The organism is Gilliamella sp. Pra-s60, assembly GCF_009795755.1.
Classification (GTDB): Bacteria; Pseudomonadota; Gammaproteobacteria; order Enterobacterales; family Orbaceae; genus Gilliamella.
Map to the genome: position 1 here is coordinate 164,804 of NZ_WTFA01000004.1, position 14,020 is coordinate 178,823.

General features: G+C 33.9%; 13 protein-coding genes. 12 read left to right on the forward strand and 1 reads right to left on the reverse strand.

Annotation, left to right across the window (positions count from 1 at the left end):
• On the forward strand, positions 1-966 hold the full coding sequence (locus GQ596_RS05090; protein WP_160400596.1) for a sugar kinase: 966 nt from the start codon (positions 1-3) through the stop codon (positions 964-966).
• Positions 967-1,210: 244 nt separating this feature from the next.
• Here GQ596_RS05090 and hemW read toward each other — a convergent pair whose 3' ends face one another.
• Positions 1,211-2,338: a radical SAM family heme chaperone HemW gene (gene hemW, locus GQ596_RS05095; protein WP_160400597.1), complete on the reverse strand. Its 1,128-nt coding sequence runs from the start codon at positions 2,336-2,338 to the stop codon at positions 1,211-1,213.
• Positions 2,339-2,534: 196 nt separating this feature from the next.
• On the opposite strand from hemW, the gene GQ596_RS05100 reads away from it, so the two are divergent.
• The 11 genes from GQ596_RS05100 to mraY all read left to right on the forward strand — a co-directional run bounded on the left by GQ596_RS05100 (position 2,535) and on the right by mraY (position 14,019).
• Positions 2,535-3,407, forward strand: a complete 873-nt coding sequence (locus tag GQ596_RS05100) for a D-hexose-6-phosphate mutarotase (protein ID WP_160400598.1) — start codon at positions 2,535-2,537, stop codon at positions 3,405-3,407.
• A gap of 191 nt (positions 3,408-3,598) precedes the next feature.
• The gene (rplY, locus tag GQ596_RS05105) at positions 3,599-3,883 is read left to right on the forward strand and encodes a 50S ribosomal protein L25 (RefSeq protein WP_160400599.1); all 285 of its coding nucleotides are present in this window, start codon (positions 3,599-3,601) and stop codon (positions 3,881-3,883) included.
• Positions 3,884-4,062: 179 nt separating this feature from the next.
• Positions 4,063-5,523 carry a glucose-6-phosphate dehydrogenase gene (gene zwf, locus GQ596_RS05110; RefSeq protein WP_160400600.1) on the forward strand — a complete coding sequence of 487 codons (1,461 nt, stop codon included), beginning with the start codon at positions 4,063-4,065 and terminating at the stop codon, positions 5,521-5,523.
• Between the two features lie 12 nt (positions 5,524-5,535).
• Positions 5,536-6,234: a 6-phosphogluconolactonase gene (gene pgl, locus GQ596_RS05115; RefSeq protein WP_160400601.1), complete on the forward strand. Its 699-nt coding sequence runs from the start codon at positions 5,536-5,538 to the stop codon at positions 6,232-6,234.
• Between the two features lie 242 nt (positions 6,235-6,476).
• Positions 6,477-6,923, forward strand: coding sequence for a division/cell wall cluster transcriptional repressor MraZ (gene mraZ / locus GQ596_RS05120; RefSeq protein WP_160400602.1), 447 nt, complete (start codon positions 6,477-6,479; stop codon positions 6,921-6,923).
• 16 nt (positions 6,924-6,939) lie between these two features.
• Positions 6,940-7,878: a 16S rRNA (cytosine(1402)-N(4))-methyltransferase RsmH gene (gene rsmH / locus GQ596_RS05125; protein WP_160400603.1), complete on the forward strand. Its 939-nt coding sequence runs from the start codon at positions 6,940-6,942 to the stop codon at positions 7,876-7,878.
• Positions 7,868-8,254 (forward strand): cell division protein FtsL, encoded by a 387-nt coding sequence (ftsL, locus tag GQ596_RS05130; RefSeq protein ID WP_160400604.1) that lies wholly within the window; start codon positions 7,868-7,870, stop codon positions 8,252-8,254. The genes rsmH and ftsL overlap by 11 nt, the downstream gene beginning before the upstream one ends.
• A complete protein-coding gene (ftsI, locus tag GQ596_RS05135) occupies positions 8,251-10,002 on the forward strand; it encodes a peptidoglycan glycosyltransferase FtsI (protein WP_160400605.1) in 1,752 nt (583 codons plus the stop codon). The genes ftsL and ftsI overlap by 4 nt, the downstream gene beginning before the upstream one ends.
• Positions 10,003-10,012: 10 nt before the next feature.
• Positions 10,013-11,566 carry a UDP-N-acetylmuramoyl-L-alanyl-D-glutamate--2,6-diaminopimelate ligase gene (murE, locus tag GQ596_RS05140; RefSeq protein ID WP_160400606.1) on the forward strand — a complete coding sequence of 518 codons (1,554 nt, stop codon included), beginning with the start codon at positions 10,013-10,015 and terminating at the stop codon, positions 11,564-11,566.
• Complete coding sequence (gene murF, locus GQ596_RS05145; RefSeq protein ID WP_160400607.1) at positions 11,563-12,918, forward strand: UDP-N-acetylmuramoyl-tripeptide--D-alanyl-D-alanine ligase; 1,356 nt, start codon at positions 11,563-11,565, stop codon at positions 12,916-12,918. The genes murE and murF overlap by 4 nt, the downstream gene beginning before the upstream one ends.
• Positions 12,919-12,936: 18 nt before the next feature.
• Positions 12,937-14,019, forward strand: coding sequence for a phospho-N-acetylmuramoyl-pentapeptide-transferase (gene mraY, locus GQ596_RS05150; RefSeq protein ID WP_160400608.1), 1,083 nt, complete (start codon positions 12,937-12,939; stop codon positions 14,017-14,019).
• Position 14,020: the final 1 nt, after the last annotated feature.

Consider the following 14,020-nt stretch of genomic DNA (forward strand, 5'->3'; position numbering starts at 1 on the left):
ATGCGTTTTAAAATCTGCACGATAGGCGAACTGCTAGTTGAGTTTTTAGCAAAAGAACAAAATCAGCGTTTCGATCAAGCTGGGGAGTTTGTCGGCCCTTTTGTTAGTGGTGCCCCTGCAATATTTGCAGATCAAGTTGCAAAATTAGGTTTTCCTGTTGTTTTTTTTAGTTGTGTAGGGAAAGATATTTTTGGAAAAATGTGCATCCATCGTCTTAAAAGTGATGGTGTCATCATTGATGGTATTACTCCACATAATAAGGCCAATACAGGTAGTGCGTTTGTTACTTATAAAGGTTCTAATGAAAGAGATTTCATTTTTAACATTCCAAATAGTGCATGTGGTTTACTTTCGTTTAATCATATTAATGAAAACTTATTAAGAGATTGTACTCATTTGCATGTAATGGGATCATCACTTTATTCGTTTCGTGTGGTTGATGCTATGAGAAAAGCATTGGATATCATCAAAAGTAAAGGTGGTACAATTTCATTTGATCCTAATCTACGCAAAGAAATGTTTGATATACCAGAAATGGAACAATCTTTTGATTATATTATGGAATATACCGATATATTTTTACCCAGTGAAAGCGAAGTTAGCTATTTCATTAACAATCATGAAAATGAACAACAAACCATGTTTAATTTACTTAAAAAAGGTATTAAACATATTGTGGTAAAAGGGGGAGCTAAAGGAGCTAAATATTATGGACTTGATGAACAAGGTCATTTACAAACACTTCATGTTGATGGATACAAGGTCAACTCGGTAGATCCAACTGGTGCGGGAGATTGTTTCGGGGCTACATTTGTCAGTTTAATGTTAGCAGGTTACTCGGTTGAACAAGCCTTGCAATATGCGAATGCTAGCGGTGCTTTAGCCGTATCTAAAAAAGGTCCGATGGAAGGAACTTCTACATTAGCTGAACTAAAACATTTCCTTTTTAATACTTCAATTGAGTAGTTATTAAAAGTGATGCGATTATCAGAATTATAGGCAAAAAAAACCCAATAACAAAGTTATTGGGAAAACATAAGGAATAGGAAAACAATGAAATAATACATTGTCGTAACATAGTATGTACTTTTTTATGAAGAAAGTCTGTAAAGATATCTGAATGATTAATTAAATAGTTTGTATTTATCATGTTAAATAAATGTAAATAATAATATCATTTGAATTAAGTTAAAATATTTCAAATAATTATCTATAGAAATATCTCTAATAACGAATTCAAAAATAGTTTACCATGATCTGTTATTTGCCAACTTCCTTTATTTTCAATTAAATAATTTTTTTCAATAGCAGTTGCTAACTGTTTTTCAACTGAGTGTAAAGGTAAATAAGTTCGTTGTTCAAATTCATGTTTAGGTGTTGGTTCAAAAAGTCTAAAACGATTCATAAAAAATTCAAATGGTAATTCCTCTTTTGGAACTGTATAATATTTATCTAAATAACGTCCCTCTAAATACCCTTTGGGGTGACGAGTTTTTATAGTTCGAATAATTTTCCCATCAGGTTGTGTTAATTTACCATGAGCGCCACATCCAATGCCTAAATAGTCTCCAAATCGCCAATAATTTAAATTATGTTTGCATTGCGAACCTTCTTTAGCATAAGCCGAGGTTTCATACTGCTGGTAACCATGCTGAGTTAATAATTGATGACCTTGTTGATAAATTTCCCAAAGCTTATCATCATCAGGTAAAACAGGTGGTTTTGAACCAAATAGCGTATTGGGTTCAATGGTTAATTGATACCAAGATAAATGCGGTGGTGCAATAGTAATGGCTTGTTTTAAGTCATATATGGCATCATCAATATTTTGATTTGGCAAACCATGCATTAAATCTAAATTAAAACTTCTTAAATTTAATGTTTTGGCAAGTTTTCCTGCTGTGATTGCTTCTTTGGGATCGTGTATCCGTCCTAACTTAACAAGTTTATCGGCTTGAAAGCTTTGCACACCAATTGATATTCGGTTTATGCCAGCTTGTTGATAACCATTAAATCTTTCTACATCAACAGAGTTTGGATTAGCTTCAATAGTGATTTCAGCATCTTTATTTATCGGTATTATTTTATTTATATTTGATAATAATTTATCAATCAACTCGGCAGAAAATAGACTAGGTGTACCACCACCAATAAAAATTGAATGAATTGAACGATTTAAACAAAAAACAGCATCATGCTGTAGATCTTTAATTAAATGCTCTATATAAGCTTGATAATCTGGTATTTTTTTTACAGTATGTGAATTAAAATCACAATAGGGACATTTTTGTACGCACCATGGCATATGAATATACAAACTCATTGGGATTTTATACATAAACGAGGGTCTTTCCTGAAACTTTTTAACAAAAATAACCAGACAGTATGTTGATTTGTTTTTTTATGGTGTAGCATTTTACTTCAATTTATAAAAAAAAGCTCTTGGCATCTATTGCGTTTTTATTATTGACTTAAAAAGCGTACAATTCTTAATAAATTTTTATATTAATTAAATTTGTTATTTAGGAGTAAGTATGAGTATATATAAAAAGATTTTAGATAGTAGCTTATCAGGTGTGCCACTAAGCTCATCAGTAAAACAATCGTCTTATGGTGAGCTCTCAACTTTAGTTATTAAGCATAAAACCTGTTGTGCAGCAGTTACATTACAAGGTGCACACTTATTATTTTGGCAACCCTCTAGTGAGCAAACCCCCGTTGTTTGGTTAAGCAATAATACCCATTTTAAAAAAGATGTAGCCATTCGTGGAGGAGTTCCTGTTTGTTGGCCATGGTTTGGTCAATTAGGTAATCCAACTCATGGTTTTGCGCGCCTTGTTGAATGGAAATTAGATTCTTGTGAAGAAGACGATAATGGCGTTGATCTTGTTTTATCACTTACTAATAGTCAACAAACAGAATCTTATTGTAACAAACCTTTCTCTGTGTCATTAAGTCTTCATCTAGGTAAAAGCTGTGAAGTTACTTTAAGTTGCTCAGCAGATTTTGATGTAACTAGTGCTCTACATACCTATTTTGGTATTGATAATATTGATCATGTTGTAGTTAAAGGGTTAGGTGATACTTATCAAGAACGTTTAGCTGTTGAAAACAAACCAGTAACTGTAGGTGAATTAACATTTAATCAAGAGGTCGATCGTATTTATACCGATGCAGGTAATCGAATAACAATAACTGATGGTGCTCGAACAATCCAACTAACCAACACTAATGTAAGTGATGTAGTCACTTGGAACCCATGGATAAATAAAGCTAAATCAATGGCCGATTTCGGCAATGATGAGTATAAATCGATGGTTTGTGTTGAAGCGGGTTGTATCACAAAACCATTGAAATTGTCACCAAATAAGAAATCAACTTATGGCTTTAAAATAGAGCTAATTTAAATATTTGATTCGTATTATATGTTGTATGATGCAATCAATATTTATACTGTCTTTAATATGATTAATTGATTGCGTTTACGAGCATAACACTCTATAATCTACGACACTTTTTTTAAAAGTACTAATTTAATAGCCAGTTACTGGGTCGCCTGTAATTGGTTTCTATATTTAAATAATTAAGAGAAATTAATATGTTTACATTTAAAGCTGAAGTTAGAAAAGAGCATGGTAAGGGTGCGAGCCGCCGCCTGCGTCACGCTGGTAAATTTCCAGCAATTATTTATGGTGGTAGTGAACCAGCAATCTCTGTTGTACTTGATCACAACCAAGTTTTTAATATGCAAGAAAAACCAGAATTTTATTCTGAAGTTTTAACCGTTGAAGTTGATGGTAAAGCTGTTAAAGTAAAAGTACAAGCTGTGCAACGTCATGCATTTAAACCAAAATTAGTTCATATGGATTTTGTACGAGCATAATTTATTTATTGGAATATCATTTAATTACTCGTTTCAAGCAAAAGGTCACCCAAAGGTGACCTTTTTGTTTTAGAGTTAATAGAATAGTACCTATTACTATGATTTACCCTATTAATTGGGTATACACCAGATATCGAACATAATAGAATAATTACATTATACCATTTTAGGAGAAAGCCATGTCTGATATCCCAGCTTGTAATTTAGTTATTTTTGGTGCTAAAGGGGATTTGACAAGACGAAAATTACTACCGTCTTTATATCAATTAGAAAAGTATGGAAAACTACCTGAACAAACCAAAATTTTAGGTGTAGGACGCGCTGATTGGGATCATGTTGCTTATTGTGAGGTAGCAAAAGATGCGTTAACTTCGTTTATGCCAGAACCGTTAGATGATAGTATTTGGCAACGATTTTCTAAACGATTAGATTTTCATAAATTAGATGTCAATGATAGCGTAGGTTTTGAAGGGTTAAAGAATAAACTTGATTCAAATCATCCTGCTATTTTCTACTTTGCAATGCATCCAGGGACTTTTGGGACGATTTGCCAGGGTTTAGCTACTGCTGGATTAAATCAATTACAAAACCGTATTGTGATGGAAAAACCACTTGGAACAGATTTACAGTCATCTCGTGAAATCAATGATTCAGTGGCTAAATTCTTTAGTGAATCGCAAGTTTATCGTATTGATCATTACTTAGGTAAAGAATCAGTATTAAATCTATTAGCTTTACGTTTTGCAAATACAGTATTTGCTTCATTTTGGGATCGTAATTCTATCGATCATGTTGAAATTACTGTAGCTGAACAAGTTGGTATTGAAGGGCGTTGGGGATATTTTGATAAAGCGGGTCAAATGCGTGACATGGTGCAAAATCATTTATTGCAGATCTTAACTATGATTGCAATGTCACCACCTGCTAACCTTGAAGATGATAGCTTACGTAGTGAAAAGATAGCTGTGCTTAACGCCCTGAGGCCAATTGATAAAACTAATATTCGAGAAAAAGTAGTTCGAGGTCAATATACTGCAGGATTTGTTAATGGTGTTAAGGTGCCTGGCTATTTAGAAGAAGATGGTGCGAATCAAAAAAGTAATACTGAAACATTTGTTGCGATTCGAGTTGATATTGATAACTGGCGTTGGGCAGGCGTTCCGTTTTACTTACGTACAGGTAAACGCTTACCAAGTAAATGTTCTGAGGTCGTTGTTTATTTTAAACCGTTACCACTTAATTTATTTAGTGAATTTTATCCAGAACTACCACAAAACAAATTGACGATTAGGTTACAACCTGATGAAGGAATGGATATTGAAATTCTAAATAAAGTACCAGGATTGGATAGCACTCATAATTTACAAACAACAAAACTTGATTTAAGTTTCAGCGAAACTTTTCACCAACAGAGTGCTGACGCCTACGAGCGTTTATTGCTTGAAGTTATGAAAGGGCGTCAAGCATTATTTGTTCACCGTGATGAAGTTGAAGCCGCATGGAAATGGGTTGATACAATTATTAGTGCTTGGGAAACAGAACATGAACCACCAAAAACTTACCAAGCCGGAACTTGGGGGCCAGTCGCATCGGTTGCTTTAATTACCAAAGACGGGCACTCATGGCACGAATTTGAATAAAGGAAAATAACTATGTTCACGTTAAATAAATATCAAAATGGTCAGTTACTGATCGAAGATTTAACTTCACATATTATCAATGAATTAAAACAAGCCGTTGAACAAAAAGGGTATGCATCTATTGCTGTTTCGGGTGGTAAAACACCTATTCCATTATTTACCTCACTGAGTCAACAAGATTTAGAATGGAGTCGAGTTTTTATTACATTGGTTGATGATAGATGGGTCGATGATAGTGATGATGCTAGCAACGAAAAATTAGTAATGACACATTTATTACAAAATAAAGCAAAATTGGCGAATTTTGTTGGTTTGAAAAACAGCTATGATAATCCATTTGATGGTGCAGAAATGACTAATAAAATGTTGGATAAAATTCCGATGCCATTTGATGTAGTTGTTTTAGGTATGGGCGAAGATGGTCATACAGCATCATTATTCCCTGATGCTGCTAATTTAGCAGCCGGTTTAGATATGAAATCTGGTCAAAAAGTTGTTGGTATGACCCCATTAACTGCACCACTTGATCGTATTACATTAACGCTACCAACAATTTTAAATAGTAAAAATATTTATCTACATTTAGTTGGTGAAAGTAAATTGAATGTATTAGAACAAGCCGAAAAAGGTAATGATATCAATCAAATGCCTATTCGTGCAGTTTTACAGCAGAACAAAGTTAATGTAACAGGGTTTTGGACTGTATCTTGAGTTTTTCTTTGCCGATCCTTGTCGGCAAAACCTTTCATTATTCCTTTCTTATAAACCCATTTTCAAAAAAAAGATAATAGGATGCGTTTTTAAACCTTTATAAATTAATTTATCAAATATCTATTATTTTATAAAATTTTGTGGTAAAAAGTGGGATTAAGTGGTGAAAAGAATTTAATTTTTAATTTATTGATTTTTAAAAATTAAAAATTAATGTGAAATTTACAAATAATGGAATTTTTATGTTCAGCGGTGCAATTTCAATCAATTTAGATAATAAAGGACGGTTGGCTATTCCCACTCGTTACCGTGAATCTTTATCTGAAGGTATGGTTTGCACAATTGGTTTATACCACCCTTGCTTAACCCTTTACTCCCTATCTGAATGGAAATGTATAGAGCAACAGCTTGCAACATTATCAACGATTGTTGATGCTGAACGTAGAATTAAAAGACTGTTATTGGGTTATGCAACTGAGTGTTTAATGGATAATTCAGGGCGAATTTTATTGCCATCTACGTTACGTACTTATGCTAAATTAGAAAAAAATACAATGTTTGTTGGTCAATCTAATAAATTCGAAATTTGGGATGAGGTAATTTGGTATCAACAAATTAAAGACGATATTGCCGCATTACCAACGGATATTGAAAATTTATCGGATAATTTGAAAAATTTAACTATTTAATAAGAGTAAAAGATTGATGGATTATCAACATAAAACAGTTTTGTTAAACGAAGCAGTAAACGCATTAAATATAAAAAAAGACGGCATTTATGTTGATGGCACTTTTGGACGAGGAGGTCATTCTCGTTTAATACTTGAACAACTTGGTGCACAAGGTCGATTAATTTCCATTGATCGTGATGAACATGCTGAGCAGGTCGCTTTACAAATAGAGGATCCTCGATTTACTTTTATTCGGGGTGAGTTTTCAAATCTATATCAATATATTAATAAGCTAGCTCTATTGGGAAAAATTGATGGCATTTTGCTAGATTTGGGAGTTTCATCTCCGCAACTTGATGATCCTGAACGAGGATTTTCTTTTATGCGTGATGGACCACTTGATATGCGCATGAATAACCATAAAGGTTTAACGGCAAGTGAATGGTTGTTGAATAGTGATGAAGAAAATATTACATGGGTGTTAAAAACATTCGGTGAAGAGAAATTTGCTAAGCGTATTGCTCGGGCAATTGTAGAACAAAATAAAGTTTTACCGATCACTCGTACATTGGAGTTAGCTAATTTAATTGAAAAAGCAACGCCAAGAAAAGATAAAAATAAGCATCCAGCTACACGTAGTTTTCAGGCTATTCGTATTTATATTAATAGTGAATTGGAAGAAGTTGAGCAAGCATTAAATAGTAGTTTATCAGTGCTTGCAAATCAAGGAAGATTAGCGGTTATTAGTTTTCATTCTTTAGAAGATAGAATTGTAAAACAATTTATTAGTCAGCAAAGTAAAGGTCCTGATTTACCGACTCGATTACCTTTGACACAACAGCAAATTAAACAATATGGTGATTCTAAATTAAAATCCCTTGGTAAGATTAAACCAAGTGCTATTGAAATTAAAAATAACCCGCGTTCTCGAAGCGCAATATTAAGGGTAGCAGAAAGAAAAAATGGACAGTAATCAAAACAATGATACTTTACAAGAAAAAATTTATAGTGATAAAAATATACAAAAAAGGCCAAGCAAAAGTTTAGTGGGTTTAATTATTAGTGATTTGTTTGGTCACCAAAAACTTTCATTGTTATTACTTGTAATGATTGTTATTTCTGCTGGTGCGGTATTAATAACAACCCAACAGGTTAGAAAACAGCTATTTGAGCGTGAGCAACTTTTATTAGAACAAGATGTTTTAGAAAGCGAATGGCGAAATCTTGTTATTGAAGAAAACGTACTTGCTGATCCCAAACGTGTTGAAGATAAAGCAAAAGTTCAATTAGGTATGTCTTATGTGACACCACAAAATGAAACAGTTATTGTGATAAAGAGTAAACAATGAAACCTGTCTCTAAACATAGAAAAAATAGAATTAAAAATATAAATGGTAGGAAGCAGGTTTTTACGCCCAGTCGCTTTTACATTGTATATGGTTTTATTATTTTTGCTATTATTTGTCTTATAGTTCGAATGGCATTGTTGCAAATTATTGAACCCGATAAACTTATTGATGAAGGAAACAAACGCTCGATTCGTCACCAAGAAATGGAAGCTCCAAGAGCAATGATCACCGATCGTAATGGTCGTGCATTAGCTGTAAGTGTGCCAATGTTTGATGTTTGGGCAGATCCTAAAATTGTTTTGCAAAAAGGAGGCGTTAAAGCAGATGATGTTCGGTGGCAAGGATTATCTAAAACACTGAACTTATCAATGTCGACATTAGAGCAAAAATTGAGTAATCCTTCAATGCGATTTGTTTACTTGTCTAAACAAGTAACTCCGACAATATCAGACTATTTAAAAAAATTGAAATTACCTGGAATCTCATTTGCAAAGACATCTAAACGCTATTATCCAGCAGCAGAAAATATAGCACAATTAATTGGTTTAACCGATATTGACGAAAATGGAACAGAAAAAGGTTCTGAAGGTATCGAAAAAAGTTTTAATAAATGGTTAATTGGTGAGTCAGGACAAAGAACTGTTAGACGAGATCGCGTTGGACGTGTTATTGAAGAATTAGAACGTACAGATAGTGAGGCTGCATCAGATTTAACATTGAGTATTGATGAACGTTTACAATCTTTAGTTTATAGTGAATTGAGTCAAGCAGTTGAATTTAATAAAGCGGATAGTGGTACTGCAGTTTTAATTGATGTGCATACCGGTGAAATTTTGGCGATGGCAACCAATCCATCTTATAATCCCAACAATCGCTCATCGATTGATTATAGCTTACTACGGAATCGTGCTGTAACAGATGCATTTGAACCGGGTTCTACAGTGAAACCATTAGTCGTGATGGCTGCTTTGGAGAAAAAAATTGCAGATCTAAATACAATTGTTGATACTAGACCATTTTTAGTTAATCGTTATGAAATTAAAGATGTATCGTATCAAAAATCATTGAATTTAGCTGGTATTTTAGAAAAATCAAGTAATGTAGGTGTCAGTAAATTAGCCTTACAAATGCAACCTGGTGAACTAGTTGAGTATTATAGCCGCTTTGGATTAGGACAACCTACAGGGCTTGGTCTTGGTGGTGAAGTAAGTGGTTCAATTGCTGCAGATAGAACTAGAAAGTGGGCTGATATTGAACGAGCAACTTTTGCTTTCGGGTATGGATTAAGTGTCACTCCATTACAATTAGCAAGAGCATATGCAACCATTGGGAGTTATGGTATTTACCGACCTGTTTCAATTTTGAAAGTAACTGAACCTGTCAAAGGTGAGCGAGTTGTACAAGAAAGTATTGCTAAAAAAGTTGTTCAATTAATGGAAGCCGTAGCTGTGACTGGCGGGGGGACTAAAGCATCCGTTCCTGGCTATAGTGTAGGTGTAAAAACAGGAACAGCTAAAAAGTTATCTGGAGGGCGCTATGTTAATCAATACTTGGCTTATACTGCGGGTATAGCTCCTGCTACAGCACCTAAATATTCCCTTGTAGTTGTTATTGATAACCCTAAGGCTGGCCAATATTACGGCGGTGCTGTTTCTGCACCAGTCTTTAGCCGTATTATGGGGGGAGTATTAAGAACGATGAATGTAAAACCCGATCGTCAAGTTGATGGTCAAATGATTATTTATTAATAGGTAGAGAATGATAGCTATAAGCACATTTAAGACATTATTTGAATTATTAGGTGGAAATCGTTATCTAGAATTAGACGATTTTCCGCTTAATCATTTACGTATTGATAGTCGCAAAGTGGAAAAAGGTGATGTGTTTGTTGCTATCAAGGGGCATACTGTTGATGGACGAGCATTTATTCCTCAAGCCATTTCTGCAGGTGCGGTTGTTGTTATAACTGAAACAAATCGAAAATCAAATAACTTAAATATTGAGTATCTTGAGCAAGATAATAAATCAGTGGTTCCCAAAATTAGTGTATTCCAACTTTCACAGCGTTTATCATTACTTGCTAATGATTTTTATGATTCTCCATCAAAAAAATTATCGGTAATTGGGGTAACAGGAACCAATGGTAAAACAACCGTGACCCAACTTATTGCTCAGTGTACAACATTACTCAATAACAAAACGGCTATTTTAGGTACCATTGGTAATGGAATTTATAACAAACTTGAATCATCTATTAATACCACGGCATCAGCAATAGATATACAATCCTTATTAGCTGATTTTGTAAAAAAACAGGTTAATGTTGTAGCGATGGAAATTTCTTCGCATGGGCTTGCGATGGGGCGTGTTAAGGGGCTAAATTGTTCTGCAACTGTATTTACTAATTTAAGTCGTGATCATCTTGATTTCCATAAGACTATGGGTAAATATGCAAAAGCAAAATGGTCGTTATTTAGTTCCGATAAAAAAGAAAAACAAGTTTTAAGTTCGGGTAAATCAATTGTTAATTATGATGATAAATATGGTAAACGATGGATTGATAAACTTCCAGAGGTAACGGCGGTATCATGTCAGCCTAAATCATTACGTCAGTTGAAGTCTTTAAACAGGCCTTATGTTGGTGTTTCGATGATCGAATATCATGATAAAGGAGCTCAAATTCATATGGATTCAAGTTGGGGTAATGCTATTATCAATAGTCAATTATTAGGTGAATTTAATGTTTCTAATTTATTGCTATCTATTGCAACACTTTTAACGCTTGATTATCCTTTTTTTGCTGTTGTAAATATGGCTTGTTTTCTTAAACCAATTTGTGGACGAATGGAAGTATTGCATGAAAATAATGGCCCTACAGTCATTGTTGATTATGCTCATACCCCTGATGCATTACAAAAAGCGTTACAGGCAAGCCGAATTCATTGTCAAGGAACATTATGGGTAATTTTTGGTTGTGGTGGTGATAGGGATACAGGGAAAAGACCATTAATGGCAGAAATCGCAGAACAATTTTCTGATAAAATTGTACTAACCAATGATAATCCTCGAACCGAAGATGAAATGAAAATTATTCACGACATTCAGCAAGGTTTACATCATACTAATAATGTACAAATAATTACCGATAGAGTGCAAGCTATTGGACAAACGTTAAAGCAAGCAGGACCAAATGATGTGATTTTAATTGCAGGTAAAGGACATGAAGATTATCAAATAATAGGTAAAACCAAATATCGCTACTCAGACCAAGAAACAGTGAAACAACTTTTAGGAGTAGAGAATCGATTATGATTCCAGTAAAAATTAAACAAATAAAAGAAGTAGTGAATGGTGACTCTTATCATATTCAAGACGAAAATTGTATTATTGACTCTATTTGTACCGATTCCAGAACAATTGCTAAACAGTCTTTATTTGTTGCACTTGTTGGTAATAATTTTGATGGACATGCTTTTGCTGAACAATCCATTAAAGATGGCGCTATAGCTGTGATTGTAGATCGTAAACTTGATAAAACAATACCTCAGATTGTCGTTAAAGATACTCGACTAGCTTTAGGTCAAATTGCTAATTTTGTACGCCAGCAAAGTATGGTTAAAATTGTTGCACTTACAGGATCATCCGGTAAAACATCAGTTAAAGAAATGACTGCCGCAATTTTGCAAAATTGTGGACAAACTCTTTATACGCAGGGTAATTTTAATAATGATATTGGCGTGCCATTGACAATATTAAGATTAACCACGCAAGATCAGTTTGCTGTAATAGAATTAGGAGCAAATCATATCGGTGAAATTACCTATACTACAAATATTGTCAAACCACACAGTGCTTTAATTAATAATATTGCTGAGGCACATATTGAAGGGTTTGGTTCACTTGACGGTGTGGCGGCGGCTAAAGGTGAGATTTTTGAAGGTTTATCTAAAGATGGTATTGCTATCATTAATTTGGATAGTTGCTCAAATAAATGGTTTGCTCAGTTAGCAAATAAAACCGTTTGGACATTTTCGTTATCTAATTTTTCGGCTGATTTTTATGCAAGTAACATTCAATATGCTGAAAGTACAACCTTTACATTACATACGCCGAATGGCGAATGCTCAATTATATTACCTCTAATTGGATTACATAATGTTTCAAATGCTATCGCGGCATCAGCTTTAGCGCTTTCTGTTGGTGCAACACTTAATCAGATACAACAAGGTTTAGCCTCTTTAAAACCTGTAAAAGGTCGGTTATTCCCAATAAGGTTAAATCAAACCCAATTAATTTGGGATGATTCTTATAATGCCAATGTTGGCTCAATGTCAGCAGCAGTAAAAGTGTTGGCAAAACAACCTGGCTATCGAATTTTGGTAGTTGGTGATATGGGGGAACTAGGTCCTGAATCTGAAAAATATCATCGACAAATAGGTGAACTTGCCCGTGATGAAAAGATTGATTGTGTAGTAAGTATAGGGAAATTAAGCCGATTTATTAGCCAGTATAGCTGTGAGGGTCACCATTTTAATAATAAGCAAGATGCAGTGAATTTTCTGTTAACGTTATTACGTCAATACCCAATTTTAACTATGTTAATTAAGGGGTCTCGTAGTGCCAAAATGGAAGAAATCATCGAAAAAATTCAAATTAAGCAATAAAGCGTTAGGATTAAAATTATGTTGGTGTGGATATCAGAATATTTAGTGAAACATTTTACCTTTTTTAATGTTATCTCTTATTTAACAGTAAGAGCGATTTTGGGGTTATTAACTTCTTTAGCGATTTCTTTATTTTTTGGTCAGAAAGTTATTGATAGGTTACAAAGATTGCAAATTGGGCAAGTTATTCGCCATGATGGACCTGAATCACATTTAAGTAAAAAAGGAACGCCTACTATGGGAGGGGTGCTTATTTTAGCATCTATTGTATTATCGGTACTTTTATGGGCAGATCTTCGCAATCCTTATGTTTGGGTAACCTTATTCGTTTTAATTGGTTATGGCATTATTGGCTTTATTGATGATTATTTAAAGGTAATCCGTAAAAATAGTGCCGGCCTTATTGCAAAATGGAAGTATTTTTGGCAATCAGTTATTGCGTTAATTGTTGCTTTTGGTCTTTATGTTTACGGAAAAGATAGTACAGTAACAGTGCTCGTTTTACCATTTTTTAAAGATGTTATGCCTCAATTAGGATTATTATTTATTCTACTTAGTTATATTGTGATTGTTGGGGCTGGGAATGCTGTTAATTTAACTGATGGACTTGATGGGCTTGCCATTATGCCAACTGTTTTTGTTGCTGCTGGTTTTGCCCTTGTATCTTGGGCAACAGGTAATGTTAATTTTGCTGCTTACTTACATATTCCTTATATCAAATTTAGTGGCGAATTAATGATTGTCTGTACCGCAATTATTGGTGCTGGCCTTGGTTTTTTATGGTTTAACACCTATCCTGCTATGGTTTTTATGGGAGATGTCGGCTCATTAGCTTTGGGTGGTGTGTTTGGAATTATTGCTGTTTTATTAAGACAAGAATTTTTATTACTAATTATGGGTGGAATTTTTGTTATCGAAACTTTATCAGTAATTTTACAAGTAGGCTCATATAAATTAAGAGGCAAAAGAATATTCAAAATGGCACCAATTCATCATCATTATGAACTAAAAGGTTGGCCGGAGCCTCGAGTTATTGTACGTTTTTGGATTATTTCATTAATGTTGGTTTTAATTGGGTTATTAACCTTGAAATTACGATAAT